Origin of the sequence: Streptomyces sp. NPDC051315, from assembly GCF_044455165.1 — a bacterium.
Classification (GTDB): domain Bacteria; phylum Actinomycetota; class Actinomycetes; order Streptomycetales; family Streptomycetaceae; genus Streptomyces.
Window position 1 is genome coordinate 140788 of record NZ_JBITEN010000020.1, and the last position, 14089, is coordinate 154876.

At 73.9% G+C, this 14089-nt stretch carries 13 protein-coding genes and 1 pseudogene; 5 read left to right on the forward strand and 9 right to left on the reverse strand.

Annotated elements, in window-relative coordinates:
• Positions 1-67 precede the first annotated feature (67 nt).
• From ACIBBD_RS31585 to ACIBBD_RS31595, 3 genes are all read left to right on the forward strand, one after another.
• The gene (locus tag ACIBBD_RS31585) at positions 68-1261 is read left to right on the forward strand and encodes a glycoside hydrolase family 64 protein (RefSeq protein WP_399422986.1); all 1194 of its coding nucleotides are present in this window, start codon (positions 68-70) and stop codon (positions 1259-1261) included.
• Between the two features lie 694 nt (positions 1262-1955).
• The gene (locus ACIBBD_RS31590; RefSeq protein ID WP_399422987.1) at positions 1956-3461 is read left to right on the forward strand and encodes a metallophosphoesterase family protein; all 1506 of its coding nucleotides are present in this window, start codon (positions 1956-1958) and stop codon (positions 3459-3461) included.
• A 61-nt stretch (positions 3462-3522) separates the two neighbouring features.
• Positions 3523-4560 carry an LLM class flavin-dependent oxidoreductase gene (locus ACIBBD_RS31595; RefSeq protein WP_399422988.1) on the forward strand — a complete coding sequence of 346 codons (1038 nt, stop codon included), beginning with the start codon at positions 3523-3525 and terminating at the stop codon, positions 4558-4560.
• Positions 4561-4699: 139 nt separating this feature from the next.
• Here ACIBBD_RS31595 and ACIBBD_RS31600 read toward each other — a convergent pair whose 3' ends face one another.
• Entirely contained in the window at positions 4700-5692 is a 993-nt protein-coding gene (locus ACIBBD_RS31600) for a TauD/TfdA dioxygenase family protein (protein WP_399422989.1), read from the reverse strand.
• 233 nt (positions 5693-5925) lie between these two features.
• On the opposite strand from ACIBBD_RS31600, the gene ACIBBD_RS31605 reads away from it, so the two are divergent.
• Positions 5926-6756: an aldo/keto reductase gene (locus tag ACIBBD_RS31605; RefSeq protein ID WP_399422990.1), complete on the forward strand. Its 831-nt coding sequence runs from the start codon at positions 5926-5928 to the stop codon at positions 6754-6756.
• 109 nt (positions 6757-6865) lie between these two features.
• Here ACIBBD_RS31605 and ACIBBD_RS31610 read toward each other — a convergent pair whose 3' ends face one another.
• The 3 genes from ACIBBD_RS31610 to ACIBBD_RS31620 form a co-directional block, all read right to left on the reverse strand.
• Positions 6866-7333 carry a peroxiredoxin gene (locus tag ACIBBD_RS31610; protein WP_399422991.1) on the reverse strand — a complete coding sequence of 156 codons (468 nt, stop codon included), beginning with the start codon at positions 7331-7333 and terminating at the stop codon, positions 6866-6868.
• On the reverse strand, positions 7330-7719 hold the full coding sequence (locus ACIBBD_RS31615) for a hypothetical protein (protein WP_399422992.1): 390 nt from the start codon (positions 7717-7719) through the stop codon (positions 7330-7332). The genes ACIBBD_RS31610 and ACIBBD_RS31615 overlap by 4 nt, the downstream gene beginning before the upstream one ends.
• 100 nt (positions 7720-7819) lie before the next feature.
• Complete coding sequence (locus tag ACIBBD_RS31620) at positions 7820-8596, reverse strand: AraC family transcriptional regulator (RefSeq protein ID WP_399422993.1); 777 nt, start codon at positions 8594-8596, stop codon at positions 7820-7822.
• 81 nt (positions 8597-8677) lie between these two features.
• Here ACIBBD_RS31620 and ACIBBD_RS31625 point away from each other — a divergent pair, with 81 nt between their 5' ends.
• Positions 8678-9808: an MFS transporter gene (locus ACIBBD_RS31625; RefSeq protein WP_399423013.1), complete on the forward strand. Its 1131-nt coding sequence runs from the start codon at positions 8678-8680 to the stop codon at positions 9806-9808.
• A gap of 2 nt (positions 9809-9810) precedes the next feature.
• On the opposite strand, the gene ACIBBD_RS31630 is transcribed toward ACIBBD_RS31625, so the two are convergent.
• The 5 genes and pseudogenes from ACIBBD_RS31630 to ACIBBD_RS31650 form a co-directional block, all read right to left on the reverse strand.
• Positions 9811-10323, reverse strand: coding sequence for a MarR family winged helix-turn-helix transcriptional regulator (locus ACIBBD_RS31630; protein ID WP_399422994.1), 513 nt, complete (start codon positions 10321-10323; stop codon positions 9811-9813).
• Positions 10324-10399: 76 nt separating this feature from the next.
• A pseudogene (locus tag ACIBBD_RS31635) lies at positions 10400-11196 on the reverse strand (FecCD family ABC transporter permease).
• Positions 11197-11249: 53 nt separating this feature from the next.
• Positions 11250-12419 carry an NAD(P)/FAD-dependent oxidoreductase gene (locus ACIBBD_RS31640; protein ID WP_399422995.1) on the reverse strand — a complete coding sequence of 390 codons (1170 nt, stop codon included), beginning with the start codon at positions 12417-12419 and terminating at the stop codon, positions 11250-11252.
• Positions 12416-12610 (reverse strand): ferredoxin, encoded by a 195-nt coding sequence (locus ACIBBD_RS31645; protein WP_399423014.1) that lies wholly within the window; start codon positions 12608-12610, stop codon positions 12416-12418. The genes ACIBBD_RS31640 and ACIBBD_RS31645 overlap by 4 nt, the downstream gene beginning before the upstream one ends.
• A gap of 88 nt (positions 12611-12698) precedes the next feature.
• Positions 12699-13931 carry a cytochrome P450 gene (locus tag ACIBBD_RS31650; RefSeq protein ID WP_399422996.1) on the reverse strand — a complete coding sequence of 411 codons (1233 nt, stop codon included), beginning with the start codon at positions 13929-13931 and terminating at the stop codon, positions 12699-12701.
• Positions 13932-14089 lie beyond the last annotated feature (158 nt).

Sequence of the window (14089 nt, forward strand, 5' to 3'; positions counted from 1 at the left end):
GGATTTTGAGAGCGCTCTCAACAAGGTACGGACCAACCCCACAGGTCTACCCGCACGGAGGTGGAGAGTGCTCCGCACACTCAGGTCCCGGCTGGCGGCAGCGGCGGCGGCCGTCGCTCTGGCCGGCACATTGCTCACCCTCGGGCCCCCGGCGCAGGCCGCGGTCCCCGACACCATCCCCCTGAAGATCACCAACAACTCGGGCCGCGGCGAGCCCCTGTACGTCTACAACCTCGGCACCCTCCTGACCACCGGTCAGCAGGGCTGGGCCGACGCGAACGGCACGTTCCACGCGTGGCCCGCGGGCGGCAACCCGCCCACACCGGCTCCGGACGCCTCGATCCCGGGACCGGCCGCCGGCCAGTCCACGACGATCCGCATCCCCAAGTTCTCGGGCCGGATCTACTTCTCCTACGGGCAGAAGCTGGTGTTCAGGCTGACCACCGGCGGGCTCGTGCAGCCGGCCGTGCAGAATCCGAGCGATCCGAACCGCAACATCCTGTTCAATTGGTCGGAGTACACGCTCAACGACTCCGGTCTCTGGCTGAACAGCACCCAGGTCGACATGTTCTCGGCACCGTACGCGGTCGGTGTGCAGCGCTCCGACGGAAGCACGATCAGCACCGGACGCCTGAAGCCGGGCGGTTACAACGGCTTCTTCAACGCCCTGCGCGGGCAGCCCGGCGGCTGGGCGAACCTGATCCAGACCCGCTCCGACGGCACCGTCCTCAGGGCGCTCTCACCGCTGTACGGCCTGGAGACCGGGGCCCTGCCGCGGTCGGTGATGGACGACTACATCAACCGGGTCTGGCAGAAGTACGCGACGACGACCCTGACCGTGACCCCGTTCGCCGACCAGCCGGGAACGAAGTACTACGGCCGGGTGTCGGGTGGCGTCCTGAACTTCACGAACAGCGCCGGAGCCGTCGTCACCAGCTTCCAGAAGCCGGACGCCGACAGCGTCTTCGGCTGCCACCGGCTGCTGGACGCGCCCAACGACGCCGTGCGCGGGCCGATCTCCCGCACGCTGTGCGCCGGCTTCAACCGCTCCACGCTCCTGGTCAACCCCAACCAGCCGGACACCTCGTCGGCGGCCTTCTACCAGGACGTGGTGACGAACCACTACGCCCGCAAGATCCACGCGCAGATGGCCGACGGCAAGGCGTACGCGTTCGCCTTCGACGACGTCGGCCACCACGAGTCCCTCGTCCACGACGGCGCTCCGCGCCAGGCCTACCTGACCCTCGACCCGCTGAACTGAGCCACGGCGACGTCCCGCACGCGGAGGGAGCCCGCGTGCGGGACGATCGGCCGGTGGGGGCGGCAGGTCGCCAGAAGGGGAACCCCGTCCCGCTGCCCCGGCGCCCGGAGCCGCAAAACGGCGGCGCACCGGCCGACGGGACAGCTCCCGGGGCTGCCGCCCCCGCTGTCGGAGGGCTGCCTCCAGCTCCGCGCGCCGGTCGTGGACCCAGCGGTGCGCGGCACGGATCTGGGCCGGCACCCCCTGCCGGCACAGGCGGACCATGGCGGTCCCACCGCGTCCGGCGGCCTCCTCGATGCCGCGCCCACAACGCTCCTGCCATCACAGGACGGTGACCACGAACTGCTCGCGATCCTCCAGGCCGTACGCGCGCAGACCAACCGGAGGCGGCGCGCGGCGGTGGGAGATCGGCGATGCCCGGCCCGACGTCCAGGTACTGCCAGCACAGGTGCGCGACGTCGTGGATCCGCATGCCGGGCGCGGCCAGGTCCCAGTCGACGAAAGCCATCGGCCGCCAGCCGGCGTGCGATCGACCGGTGGGGCAGGCCCTCGCCGGGCCGGCCGCCGGCCGCGCGTGGAGCCGGCCCTTAGGGGCGTACGTCCTCGTTGAGACGGACGGACCCCGTCACGGCCGAAGGCCCTCCTGGTCAGCCCCCGCCCGAACACGTTCGTGCGTCATTGCTACGGTGCCCCGGTGGCCAACTCCTCACGCGATACCGCCGAAGGCGCCGGCTGGGGCGGCGCCGACCGAGGCGCGTACCGACAGCTGATGCCGGGCGGGGTCGAGAAGATCTCGTGGCTGGACCCCAGGATGCTGTGGGCGGCGCGCAACGGTGTGCTGGCGTCCTGGTTCGGGGACCCCACGGGCCGTACGCGCGGACGCTGGGTGGCGCAGCGGGCGGCGGCCGGGGCGCCCGCGGACAAGGTGATCCGGCGCTCGGACCCGGACCGCTTCTCGTTCCTGGTCATCGGTGACACCGGTGAGGGCGACGATCCGCAGTACGCGGTGGTGCCGGGCTTGCTGAAGGTGGGTCAGGACACCCGGTTCGCCGTCCTGGCCAGTGACGTGATCTATCCCGTGGGCAGCGCGGACGACTACGACGGCAAGTTCTTCCGGCCGTACCGGGACTACCGGGCGCCGATCTACGCGATACCCGGCAATCACGACTGGTACGAGGACCTCGGCGGGTTCATGCGCGTCTTCTGCGACGACGCCCCGCCGCTGTCCGCCGAACCCGCCCCGCGCCCGCTGACCCGCGCCTGGCTGCGCTCGCTCCTGTGGCACCGGCCCCGCCCGGGCGACGGTGAACGCCTCGCCGAGGCGCGGGCGTTGCGCTCGGCGGAGTCCCAACAGGCCGTGCAGCCGGGCCCGTACTGGGCGATCGACTCCGGGCCGGTGCGGATCATCGGCATCGACACGGGCCTGCTGGGCACGCTGGACGCCGAACAGGGCGCGTGGCTGCGCGAGGTGTCGCGAGGACCCCGCCCGAAGATCCTGGTCACCGGGTCGCCCCTGTACGTGGACGGCGAACACCACCCGTGCCCCGTCGAGGGCGGTGGCACCGTCGACGAGATCGTGCGCGACCCGGAGCACCACTACGTCGCGGCGATCGGCGGCGACATCCACAACTACCAGCGCTATCCGGTGCCTCTGGCGGACGGCCGCACCCTGCAGTACGTCGTCTCGGGCGGTGGCGGCGCGTTCATGCACGCCACGCACACCATCCCGCGCGTCGACGTCGCCGGTGTGACCGAGGCGGACTTCCGCTGCTATCCGCTGCGCGGCGACTCCCTCGCCTTCTACAGCCGCCTGTACGGCCGCCGGCTGCGGCTGCCGCGCTTCTTCACCCTCACCGAGGCCGAGGCCACGGCGGTGGTCGCCGAACGCCTGGGCATCCCGCCGACCCGGACCCCGGGCGGGCAGGTCCGGCTCACGCGGCGGATCCGGCTGGTCGCCACTTTGCTGGGGGCCGGTCGCCGCCCCGACCGCAGCGCCCGCCTCCGGCTGCCCGTGCGCAAGATCTACACGCAGTTGTTCTCACCGAGTTCGGCGACGTACAGTCCGCCGTTCTTCAAGTGCTTCCTGCGTCTGGACGTGAGCCCGGAAGCCGTCCGGCTGCGCTGCTACGCGGCCACCGGCAACCGGGCGCAGGAACTCGACCCGCCCGTCGAGGACGAGGTCACCATCCCGCTGGTCTGACCACCCGCGCCCCCGCACACCACAGGACGGCGGACGTACGCCGTCGACGATGGAGGAGTCCATGCCGTCCGCCTCACGCCCGCTGCGCAAGCTGGGCTTCCTCACCATCGGCCTGTTCGACGGGGCCGATCCGCGCCGCGGGCACGAGACCACGCTGGAGATCATCGAACTGGGCGAGCGCCTCGGCTTCGACAGCGCGTGGGTGCGCCACCGGCACCTGCAGTACGGCATCTCCTCCCCCGTCGCCGTCCTCGCGGCGGCCTCGCAGCGCACGAGCCGCATCGAGCTGGGCACCGCGGTCACCCCGCTGGGCTGGGAGAACCCGCTGCGACTGGCGGAGGACCTGGCGACCGTGGACGTCCTGTCCGGGGGGCGGCTCAACCCGGGCGTGAGCGTCGGCCCGCCCACGCACTACGACCACGTCAAGGAGGCCCTGTACCCGGACTCGGCCGACGCCGAGGACTTCGGCTACGGGCGGGTGCGGCGGCTGCTGGACCTGGTGCGGGGCGAGCCCGCCACCGGCTTCACCGGGGTCGTGGGCTTCGAGACGTTCTCGGACCGCGTCCAGCCGCACTCCCCCGGCCTGGGCCGCCGTATGTGGTACGGCGGCGGCAGCCTGGGGTCGGCGCGGTGGGCCGGGGAGCACGCCATGAACTTCCTCACCAGCAGTGTCGTCAAGGCCGAAGGACCGGACGGCGCGGGGGACTTCGCCGGCATCCAGCTGTCCCACATCCGCGCCTTCCGCGCCGCCCACCCCGACGGGGAGGCCGCCCGTGTCTCCCAGGGCCTGGTCGTCATCCCCACGGACTCCGCCTCACCCGGACAGCGGGCGAAGTACGAGGAGTTCGCGGCCGCGCGCCTGCCGCGGACGACGTCCCCGCAGGGCCCGGCGCGGCTGTTGTTCGCGCCCGACCTGGTCGGCACCTCGGACGAGATCGCCGAACGGCTGCACGGACACGCCGCGTTCCGTGAGGTGGACGAGGTGGCGTTCGCGCTGCCGTTCACCTTCGCGCACGAGGACTACGTGCAGATCCTCACCGACATGGCGACGAAGCTGGGTCCGGCACTGGGCTGGCGGACCGCGGCGGGAGGGCGGTGACCGGGCCGGCGTCCGACCGGCAGGGCTGGAGCGGTGCTTCGGCGCGCGTGCGCGTCCTCTGCGCCTGCCGGAGGACGACCGCCCGTTCGTGACCCGCGCGGAGCCCGCCCGACCGCCGCCGGTCACCCTCCGGCCGGCCTCACCAGCGTCCCGGCTCGGTCCCGGTCACCGGCTCCGACGGCTTGCCGTCCACACCGACCGGCACCTCACCGGCGAGCATCACCCGGTGCATGGTGCGGGGGAAGCCCAGGTGGGCGTTGTCGCCGGGGGCGAGGTGGATGGTGGCCCGGTTGTCCCAGAAGGCGACGCTGCCCGGCTCCCAGCGGAAGCGGACGGTGTACTCGGGCCGGGTCGCCTGGTCGAGGAGCATCTCCAGGATCGCCGCGCTCTCCGCGCGGGAGAGACCGGTGATCTGCTCGACGTAGTAGCCGTTGACGAACAGCACCCGCTCCCCCGTTTCCGGGTGGACCCGTACCAGCGGGTGGACGGAGGCCACCTGGTGGTCGAGGAGATGGCGTACGTACGCGTCGTCGCCGGGGCGGGGCTGGTAGCCGACGCCCAGGCGGTGCTCGGCGCGCAGCCCGTCGACGAACTCCCGCACGGGGGCGGAGAGTCCGGCGTAGGCGGCCGCCAGGTTGGACCAGGTGGTGTCGCCGCCGTAGGGCGGTACGGTCTCGGCGCGCAGGATGGTCGCGGCCGGCGGGTCGACGCGGGCGCCGTGGTCGCAGTGCCAGCCGCGCTGCAGGGTGTGGCGACGGCGCCGCAGCCACTCGTCGTGCTCCATGCCGAACCGGCCGCCGAGCTCCAGCCGGTCGGCGGTGGTCTCGATCTCGGGGACGTCGGCCGGGGAGGCGCTGCCGCGCCTGCGCAGCACGACGGGTTCGCCGAACCGCCGGGCGAACGCCACGTGTCCGGCGTGGTCCAGGCGCTGTCCGCGGAAGAACACCACCTTCCAGCGCAGCAGCGCGGCCCGGGTCGCGGCGACCTGCCTGTCGTCGAGGCCGTCGGCGAGGTCGACGCCCGTGATCTCGGCGCCGATGTGCCCGGCGACCGGGTTCACCACCATGCCGGCCGCCCGCGCGGCCTCGGTGGCCCGCCGGTCCAGGTCGGTCGTCCAACTGTCCGTCGTCATCAGCGCTCCGCTCGTCGTCGTACCGTTCAGGGAAGATCGTGACAGCGAAGCGGCGGCCTGGCGACAGGGCCGGTGTGCGAGATCGCCTGCCCGCCGACGAGCGCGAGCGCGGTGCCCCGTCGAGGAGCAAGCCGGACGGCGCGGACGCCGTCGTCCCCCGTCCGTCCGGTTGATCGATCCTCCCGGTGTCGGTGAGGCTGGGAGGGACGGCACAGTCGAGGGAAGGCCCGACGGTGATCAACATCCCGGTGCACACGCTCAACGACGGAACGACCCTTCCGGCCCTCGGCCTCGGCACCTGGCCGATGGACGACGCCCAGGCGGAGGAGGCGGTGGCCGCGGCGCTCGGCCTGGGTTACCGCCTGATCGACACGGCGACGAACTACCGCAACGAGACCGGCGTCGGACGCGGGGTGGCCCGCTCGGGCGTGCCCCGTGAGGAGATCGTGGTGACCACGAAGCTCCCCGGCCGCCACCACGGCTACGAGGAGACCCTCACCTCCTTCGAGGAGTCCCGGCGCCGCCTCGGCCTCGACCACGTGGACCTCTACCTGATCCACTGGCCGCTCCCCCGCGTCGACAGGTACGTCGACTCCTGGCGGGCCATGATCAAGCTCCGCGAGGACGGCCTGGTCCGCTCGATCGGCGTCTCCAACTTCACCGCCGGGCACATCGAGCGGCTGGAGAAGGAGACCGGTGTCCGCCCCTCGGTCAACCAGATCGAGCTGCACCCGCTCCTCCCGCAGGACGACCTGCGCGCCTTCCACGAGGCCAAGGGCATCCTCACGGAGAGCTGGAGCCCCCTGGGCCGCGGCTCGGCACTCCTTTCCGACCCGGCGGTCCTCTCCGCCGCGGAGGCCCACGGGGTGACCCCGGCCCAGGTCGTCCTGCGCTGGCACGTCCAGCTCGGCGCCGTCCCCATCCCGAAGTCGTCCGACCCCGGCCGTCAACGCGCCAACCTCGACGTCCTCGGCTTCGAGCTGGACCCGGCCCGGATGCGCGCGCTCACGGACCGCGCGCACCGGCGGCTCGGAGGGGACCCGGAGAGGCACGAGGAGTTCTGAGACGGCTCGCTCAATCCGGCGGCGGCTGAGGACGCAGGGCCTGGACCGGCCCCGGGAATGGTCCCTTCGGTCCGCCGCGCCGACCGTGGCGGACCGGGGCCGGGGGCGGTCAGGAGCGGTGGGCGCGCAGCACGTCCAGGGCGCGGTCGGCATGGGTGTTCATCCGCAGCTCGCTGCGGACGACGTCCAGGACGGTGCGGTCCTGCCCTATGACGAAGGTGACCCGCTTGGTGGGAGCCAAGGAGAAGCCGCGCTGCACGCCGAACATCTCCCGCACCGCGCCGTCGGCGTCGGACAGCAGCGGCATGCCGAGGGTGTGGCGTCCGGCGAACTCCTGCTGGCGGTCGACGGAGTCGCCGCTGATGCCGACGGGCCGGGCGCCCACGGCGGCGAACTCGGCGGCCAGGTCGCGGAAGTGACAGGCCTCCGCGGTGCAGCCGGGGGTCAGGGCGGCGGGGTAGAAGAACAGGACCACCGGCCCCTCGGCGAGCAGTTCGGTGAGGCGGCGCACCGTCCCGGTCTCGTCCGGCAGCGCGAAGTCCTCCACCACGTCACCGGTCCGCGGTGCCTTGCTCATGAGCGTCCCTCCGCGTTCCCGGCGTGCTCGGCGACGCTGCGGGCCCACAGCACGAGGGGCACCTGCAGGGGCAGCCGGCCGATCGCGGCGGCCTTGAGCGGGGTGGGCCGGTGCCGCCAGTCCACGGCCATCTTGACGTTGGCGGGGAAGACGCCGACGAAGAACGCCGCCGTGGCCAGCGCGGCCGCCTTCCGGGTCCGCGGCAGCGCCACGCCCGCCGCCAGCGCCAGTTCGGCGACGCCGCTGGCGTACGTCCAGGTCCGGGCCGAGCCGGGCAGCGCCCGCGGCACGATCGCGTCGAAGGTGCGCGGGGCGGCGAAGTGGGCGATGCCGGCGCCGGCCAGCAGGCCCGCGAGCAGCAGGGGTGAGCGTTCGGACCGGGACACGGTTCCTCCTCTGACGGCCTGGCGCGCGATCCTACTGGAGGGTAGGCAACGCTCCCGCAGCGGGCCCTCCCACTGGACCGCAGCTCAGGGCCGGTGAGACCTACGGCGAGGACGGACCGGACGTCTCGTCCCGGACCTGGCGCAGGTGGGCGCCCGGCGTACATCCGAAGGAACGGCGGAACACGTCGATGAAGGCGCTCGCGGAGGACCAGCCGCAGCGGTGGGCGACCGTGGTGACGGCGGTGCCGTCGGCCAGCAGGCGCAGCGCGTGGTACAGGCGGGACTGGGTGCGCCACTGGGGGAAGGTCATGCCGAGCTCACGGCGGAAGAGGCGGCTGAGGGTGCGTTCACCGGTGCCGGTCGCGGCGCCGAGTGCGGCGAGGGTGCGCTGGTCGGCCGGGTCGGCGTGGACCAGGGCGCACACCGCGGCGAGGCGGGGGTCGGTGGGGGTGGGCAGTCGCATCGGCTGCTGCGGTGAGGCGCGCAGTTGGTCGCGCAGGACGGCGAGGAGGCGGGCGCGTTCGGGGCTCGTGTCCTCGGGCGTGCGGGTGTGGGCGAGGATCAGTTCGCGCAGCAGGGGGCTGACGGCGAGGACGGTGGGGGCGTCCAGGCCGAGCGGGTTGTCGTCGGCGGGCAGGCCGACGAGGTGCAGGGCGAGGTGTCCGTAGGCCCGGTGGGCGTGCACGGTGCCGGCGGGCACCCACAGGGCGCGGGTGCCGGGCGCGAACCAGGTGCCGGCGTCGGTGGTGACGGCCAGGACGCCGGAGCCCGCGTACACGATCTGGTGGTCGTCGTGCCGGTGGGCGTCGACGCGCTGTCCCGCGGCGAGGAGCTGGGTGCGGGTCGGCGCCTCGGGGGTGTGGCGGATGTGCGACACAACGCGGCAGATTACCGGAAGCGCGACAGGTGCCGCCCCCGCGACGATCGCGGGGTGTCCGAGAAACGATCCGTCATCCTGATGTCCCTGGGCCACGCGTGCGTGGACGTGTACCAGGGGGCCGTGGCCGCGCTGGTCCCCTTCTTCGTCGCCGAGCGCGCCTATTCGTACGCCGCCGCCTCCGGCATCGTCCTGGCGGCCTCGCTGCTGTCCTCGGTGGCGCAGCCGCTGTTCGGGGTGGTCACCGACCGGTGGGCGCTGTGGTGGCTGCCGCCGCTGAGCGCGCTGGCCGCCGGGGCGGGCGTCGCGGCGAGCGGGGTGGGCGGCTCGTACGCGCTCACCCTGGCGGCGGTGGCCGCGTCCGGGATCGGTGTCGCCGCCTACCATCCGGAGGCCGCCCGGGCGGCGCGGGCCGTCGCGGACGGCCGGCACACGGCGATGGGCTGGTTCGCGCTCGGCGGCAACGTGGGTTTCGCGCTCGCGCCGCTGCTCGTCTCGGCCGTGGTGGGCGGCGGAGGTCTGCGGGCCACGTGGCTGCTGGTCGCGCCCGGGCTGGCGGGGGCGGTGCTGTGCGCGGCCGCCGTGCGCTCGCCGGGCGCCCGTGCTCGGGGCGCCGCGGCGGCCGAGGGGGCGGGCGCCGACGACTGGGCGTCGTTCCTGCGGCTGTCGGGTGCCGTGGTGTGCCGGTCGATCGTCTTCGTCGGCCTGAGCGCGTTCGTCGCGCTGTACGTCCGTGAGCGCGTCGGCGGAGGGGCGGCGGCCGGCACGGCCGCCCTGTGTGTGCTCTACGCGGGCGGGGCGGTGGGGACGCTGGCCGGGAGCCGGCTGGCCGGGCGGTACGGGCGGCTCGCGGTCGTGCGCCGGTCGTACCTGGTGACGGTGGTCGCGGTGGCCGGAGTGGTGTGCGTGCCGGGTCCCGCCCTGTATCCGTGCCTGGCGCTCGCGTCGGCGGGACTGTACGTGCCGTTCTCGCTGCATGTGACGCTGGGCCAGGACTGTCTGCCCCGGCGCGTGGGGACCGCGAGCGGTGTCACCCTCGGGCTGGCGGTGAGCGTCGGTGGTGTGGTGGCCCCGGCGGTCGGTGCGCTGGCGGACGCGACGTCCCTCCAGGTGGGGCTGGCCCCGCTCGTCGTCCCGCCCCTGGTGGCCGGGTGCCTGTTGCGGGGGGTGCGGGAGCCCGCGCCCGCCGGGCGGGCGCTGGAGCGGCGCTGACGTCAGGCGCCGTCGGCGCGCGGTCCGGCCGGCTGGTCGGTCTCCTCGTCGACGGCGTGGGAGAGGAAGTCGTCGACCATGCGGTGGAAGAGCGTGGCGAGCTCGCGCAGTTCCTCCGGGGACCACGCGGACAGGGCCATCTGCATGCCGCGGGCACCCGCGTCCCGGACCCGGTCGACGGCGTCGCGGCCGGCGTCGGTGAGCTGGATCCGCTGGGCCCGGCCGTCGTCCGGGTCGGGCACCCGGGTGACGTATCCGGACTTCTGCAACTGCTGCACCGTGCGCGTCACGTGCGAGGCCTCCACCCCCAGCCGCTGGGCCAGCTCTCCCGGCCGCAGCGGCTCGGAGTCGGCGACCTGCCGCAGCAGGGCCACGGCGGCACGGTCCAGCGGGACGCCGGCCAGCGCCATCAGCCGGTCGTGCTGGCGGGCACGGGTGCTCAGGTAGGTGATCCGGTTGAGCGCGCGCTCGATCTCGATCACTTCCGCAGAGGCGGGGAGCGGTTCGTTGGACATGCGCCACACGTTACCATCTTGTTGCGTAAGTCAAGTAACTTGGCCGGGTCGGCGGGGTCGGCACCGGCTCCCGCGTTCACAGCCGGCCGGCTCCTCGCTCGCCCCTCAGCAGCCACGCCAGGTACGCGCCGCCCGCCACGCCGGTCACCACACCGACCGGCAGCAGGGCCGAGCCGGTGAGCCGCTGGGTGGCCAGGTCGGCGGCGGTGTCGTCGCCCATCTTTCGAGCAGGGTCAGCCGCCGGGCGTACGCCAGGACGACGGGGACCAGCGCGACCAGCCCGAGGGCGGCGATGCGCACGTCGGTCCACTCACGGGCGTTGAGGGAGCCGATCATCCAGCTCGCGGCCTGGGCCGCCCTGCCGATGTCGGCGCGGACGTACAGGAAGCTGGTCGCCGAGCCGAGCACCGCCGAGGCCCCGATGCCGACGAGGACGAGCCGGTAGCCGTGCACGCCCCGCTTCCAGGCGAGGAGGTAGACGGCCGCGGCGGTGGCGAGGCCGCCGCACACCCGCGCCGAGCGCCGTCTGCGGTGCGCCCGCGTCGAAGAGGATGATCGCGAGGAGCGCGCCGGCCGAGGCCCCGTTGCCGAAGCCGGTGATGTCCGGGCTGCCGAGCGGGTTGCGGGTCAGCGACTGGAACACCGCACCCGCCAGGCCCATCCCGAAGCCCACAGGACGGCGACGAGGGTCCGTGGCAGCCGCAGTCCGGTCACGATGAACCCGGCGCCGGGCGGCCCGCTCCCCGCGAGGGTGCGCACGACCTCGGCGGGGGTCAGCGCGTACGCGCCGGTGCCGAGGGCGAGCACCAGGACGCAGGCGGTGAGCAGGGCGGTCGCGCCGCAGACGAGCAGGGTGCGGGTGTCGTAGCGCAGGGACCAGCGTCCGGTGCCGCCGGGGACCCCGCCCCTCCGTTGTCTGCGCTCCGCTACGCGGCGGCGGTCACCTCGTGCCAGGCGGCGCCGGCCGCGATCGCCCGCCGCCACGGACGGAGCACCCGGGGCGGCATCCCGACGGCGAGCGCCCCGCTCACCCGGTCGCCGGTGCGGTAGGCGGCCACGAACGCGCGGGCGGCGAGATCACCCGCCACGACGGCCATCTCGTCGTGGCCGCGCAGGAAGCCGTACGCCTGGATTCTCAGTTCGTACTGGTCGGACCAGAAGTACGGCACCGGCGCGAACGGTGTGCGCGCGCCGGGGGCGGCGAGCAGGTTGCGGGCGGCGGCCATGCCCTGCTCGGCCGCGTTGGTGCGGTGCTCGATCCGCATCGACGTGCCGAACAGCGGGTTGTACCAGCGGGCCACGTCACCGGCCGCGTAGACGCCCGGCGCCGCCTCCAGGTACGCGTCGCAGACCACGCCGTCGCCGACCGTCAGACCGCTGCCGGCCAGCCAGTCGGTGTTGGGCAGCGAGCCGATCGCGACCAGCACCTCGTCGGCTTCGACGACCTCGCCGTCCCCGAGCCGTACGCCCTCCCCGGTCACCTCGGTGACGGTGACTGCGCAGCGCAGGTCGACGCCCCGCTCGCGGTGGGCCTGCGCCAGCTCCCGCCCGACCCGCGCGCCGACGGCGTGGGCCAGCGGCACCGCCGCCGGTTCCAGCAGCGTGACCCGGGCGCCGAGGCGCCGGGCCACGGCGGCGGCCTCCGCGCCCAGGAAACCGGCGCCCACCACGAGCAGGTGGCGGCCCGGCGCGAGCCGCTCCCGCAGGGTGAGCGCGTCGTCGAGGGTGCGCAGCACGTGCGCTCCCGCCCCGGGCAGGCGGCGCGGCCGGACCCCGGTGGCCAGGACCAGCCCGTCGTAGGGCACCTCGGCGCCGTCGGCGAGCCGCACGGTCCGGCCGGTGAGGTCGAGGCCGGTGGCGGCGACACCGAGACGCAGGTCGACGTCGAGGGCGGCGAGGTCGCCGGGCGGGCGCAACGGCAGCCGGTCCGCCTCCCATGCGGCGGCCAGGAGTTGCTTGGACAGCGGCGGCCGGTCGTACGGCGGGTGCGGTTCGTCGCCGACGAGGGTGAGGGCGCCGGTGTGGCCCTCGCGGCGCAGGGTCTCGGCCGCCGCGAGTCCGGCGGCCGAGGCGCCCACGACGACGATCCGGTTCACCGCTCCACCAGCCGGATGGCCGCGGCCGGGCAGACCGCCACGGCTTCGCGCACGTCGTCCACGAGTTCGGGGCCGATCCGGTCCGCCAGCAGGACGGCGATACCGTCGTCGTCCTGGTCGAAGACCTGCATGGCGGCGACGACGCACTGCCCGGAGGCGACGCACTTGTCGGCTTCGAGTTCCACCGTCAGGGGACTCACGGGTTCAGTGGGCTGGGTGGGATGCATGGGGCTCCCCTTCTTCACGTTCGGTGTCGTGCGGTCTGCGGGAGGGGAACCGTCACCAGGTGACGGGCAGCGAGTGGACGCCGTAGATGAAGGCGTCGTGCTTGAACCGCACGTCCTCCAGGGGGCAGGCCAGGGCCAGCGTGGGGACGCGCCGGTAGAGGGTGCCGTAGACGACCTGGAGCTCCATGCGGGCCAGCGGCTGGCCCAGGCACTGGTGGACGCCGAAGCCGAAGGCGACGTGGCGGCGGGCGTCGCGGGTGATGTCGAGCCGGTCGGGGTCGGGGAAGACGTCCGGGTCCCGGTTGGCGATCTCGTTGGCCAGGATGACGCCCTCGCCGGCCTTGATGACCTGTCCGGCGACCTCGATGTCCTCGATGACCGCGCGTCGCCGGCCGAGGTGGGTGATGTGCAGGTAGCGCAGCAGTTCCTCGACGGCGGAGGCGACCAGTTTCGGGTCGTCGGTCTCACGCAGCAGGGCGAGCTGGTCGGGGTGCCGGAGGAGGGCGAGGGTGCCGAGCGCGATCATGTTGGCGGTGGTCTCGTGTCCCGCGATGAGCAGGAGCAGCGCCATCTCCGTGGCCTGCCGGTGGTCGATCTCGCCGGCGGTGACGCGGCCGGCGACGGCGGACAGCAGGTCGTCGCGCGGGGCGGCGAGCCGTTCGCCGATGAGCCCGGCGAGGTAGGCGGCCACGTCCCGGGCGGCCTGGCCGCGCTGTTCGGGGGTGGTGTCCCGGTGGACCATCGTCCTGGTGTTGTCCTGGAAGAAGGCGTGGTCGTCGTAGGGCACGCCGAGCAGTTCGCAGATCACCAGGGACGGGATCGGAAGGGCGAACCTCTCCATCAGGTCCACGGGTCGCGGGCCGGCCAGCAGGTCGTCGATCAGGTCGTCGACGATGCGCTGCACGGCGGGCCGCAGGGCCTCCACCTTCCTGACGGCGAACGGCGCCGTCACCATCCGGCGCAGCCGGGCGTGTTCCGGGTCGTCCATCATGATGAAGCTCAGCTTGCCCTCCCCCGCCTCGGGTGAGGCCTTGGTCGGGTAGCCGGGGCGGTCGGTGTCCGCGCTGACCCGCGGGTCGCCCAGCAGCGCCCGCTGCTGCGCGTAGCGGGTCACGAGCCACGGCTCGGTGCCGTCCCACAGCCGGACCCTGGTCAGCGGGGTCCGCTGCTGCAGGTCCTTCAGCGCGGGCGGGGGGTCGAAGGGGCAGCGGTCCGCGCGGGGCATCGGGAACTCCGGGACGGCGCCCGGGGTTTCGGGTACCGGGCCGGTCAGGGTGTCGGCCATGGCTCTCCTCGGTGGTGGGGGGCTCCGGTGGGGCCGGAGCGCCGGGGGAAGGGGTCGAAGCCTCGGTGAGCGCATGCAAACAGAGCGGGCTGACGCCTTCCGGTCAGATTCCTGTCGGAGAGCTGACGTGACGTGGATCACATCGACCGACACGGAGG

Coding starts and splice junctions, on each gene's coding strand:
- ACIBBD_RS31595 (WP_399422988.1), top strand. CDS start 3,523: ATGCCGTCCGCCTCACGCCCGCTGCGCAAGCTGGGCTTCCTCACCATC.
- ACIBBD_RS31600 (WP_399422989.1), bottom strand. CDS start 5,692: ATGACGACGGACAGTTGGACGACCGACCTGGACCGGCGGGCCACCGAG.
- ACIBBD_RS31610 (WP_399422991.1), bottom strand. CDS start 7,333: ATGAGCAAGGCACCGCGGACCGGTGACGTGGTGGAGGACTTCGCGCTG.
- ACIBBD_RS31625 (WP_399423013.1), top strand. CDS start 8,678: ATGTCCCTGGGCCACGCGTGCGTGGACGTGTACCAGGGGGCCGTGGCC.
- ACIBBD_RS31630 (WP_399422994.1), bottom strand. CDS start 10,323: ATGTCCAACGAACCGCTCCCCGCCTCTGCGGAAGTGATCGAGATCGAG.
- ACIBBD_RS31650 (WP_399422996.1), bottom strand. CDS start 13,931: ATGGCCGACACCCTGACCGGCCCGGTACCCGAAACCCCGGGCGCCGTC.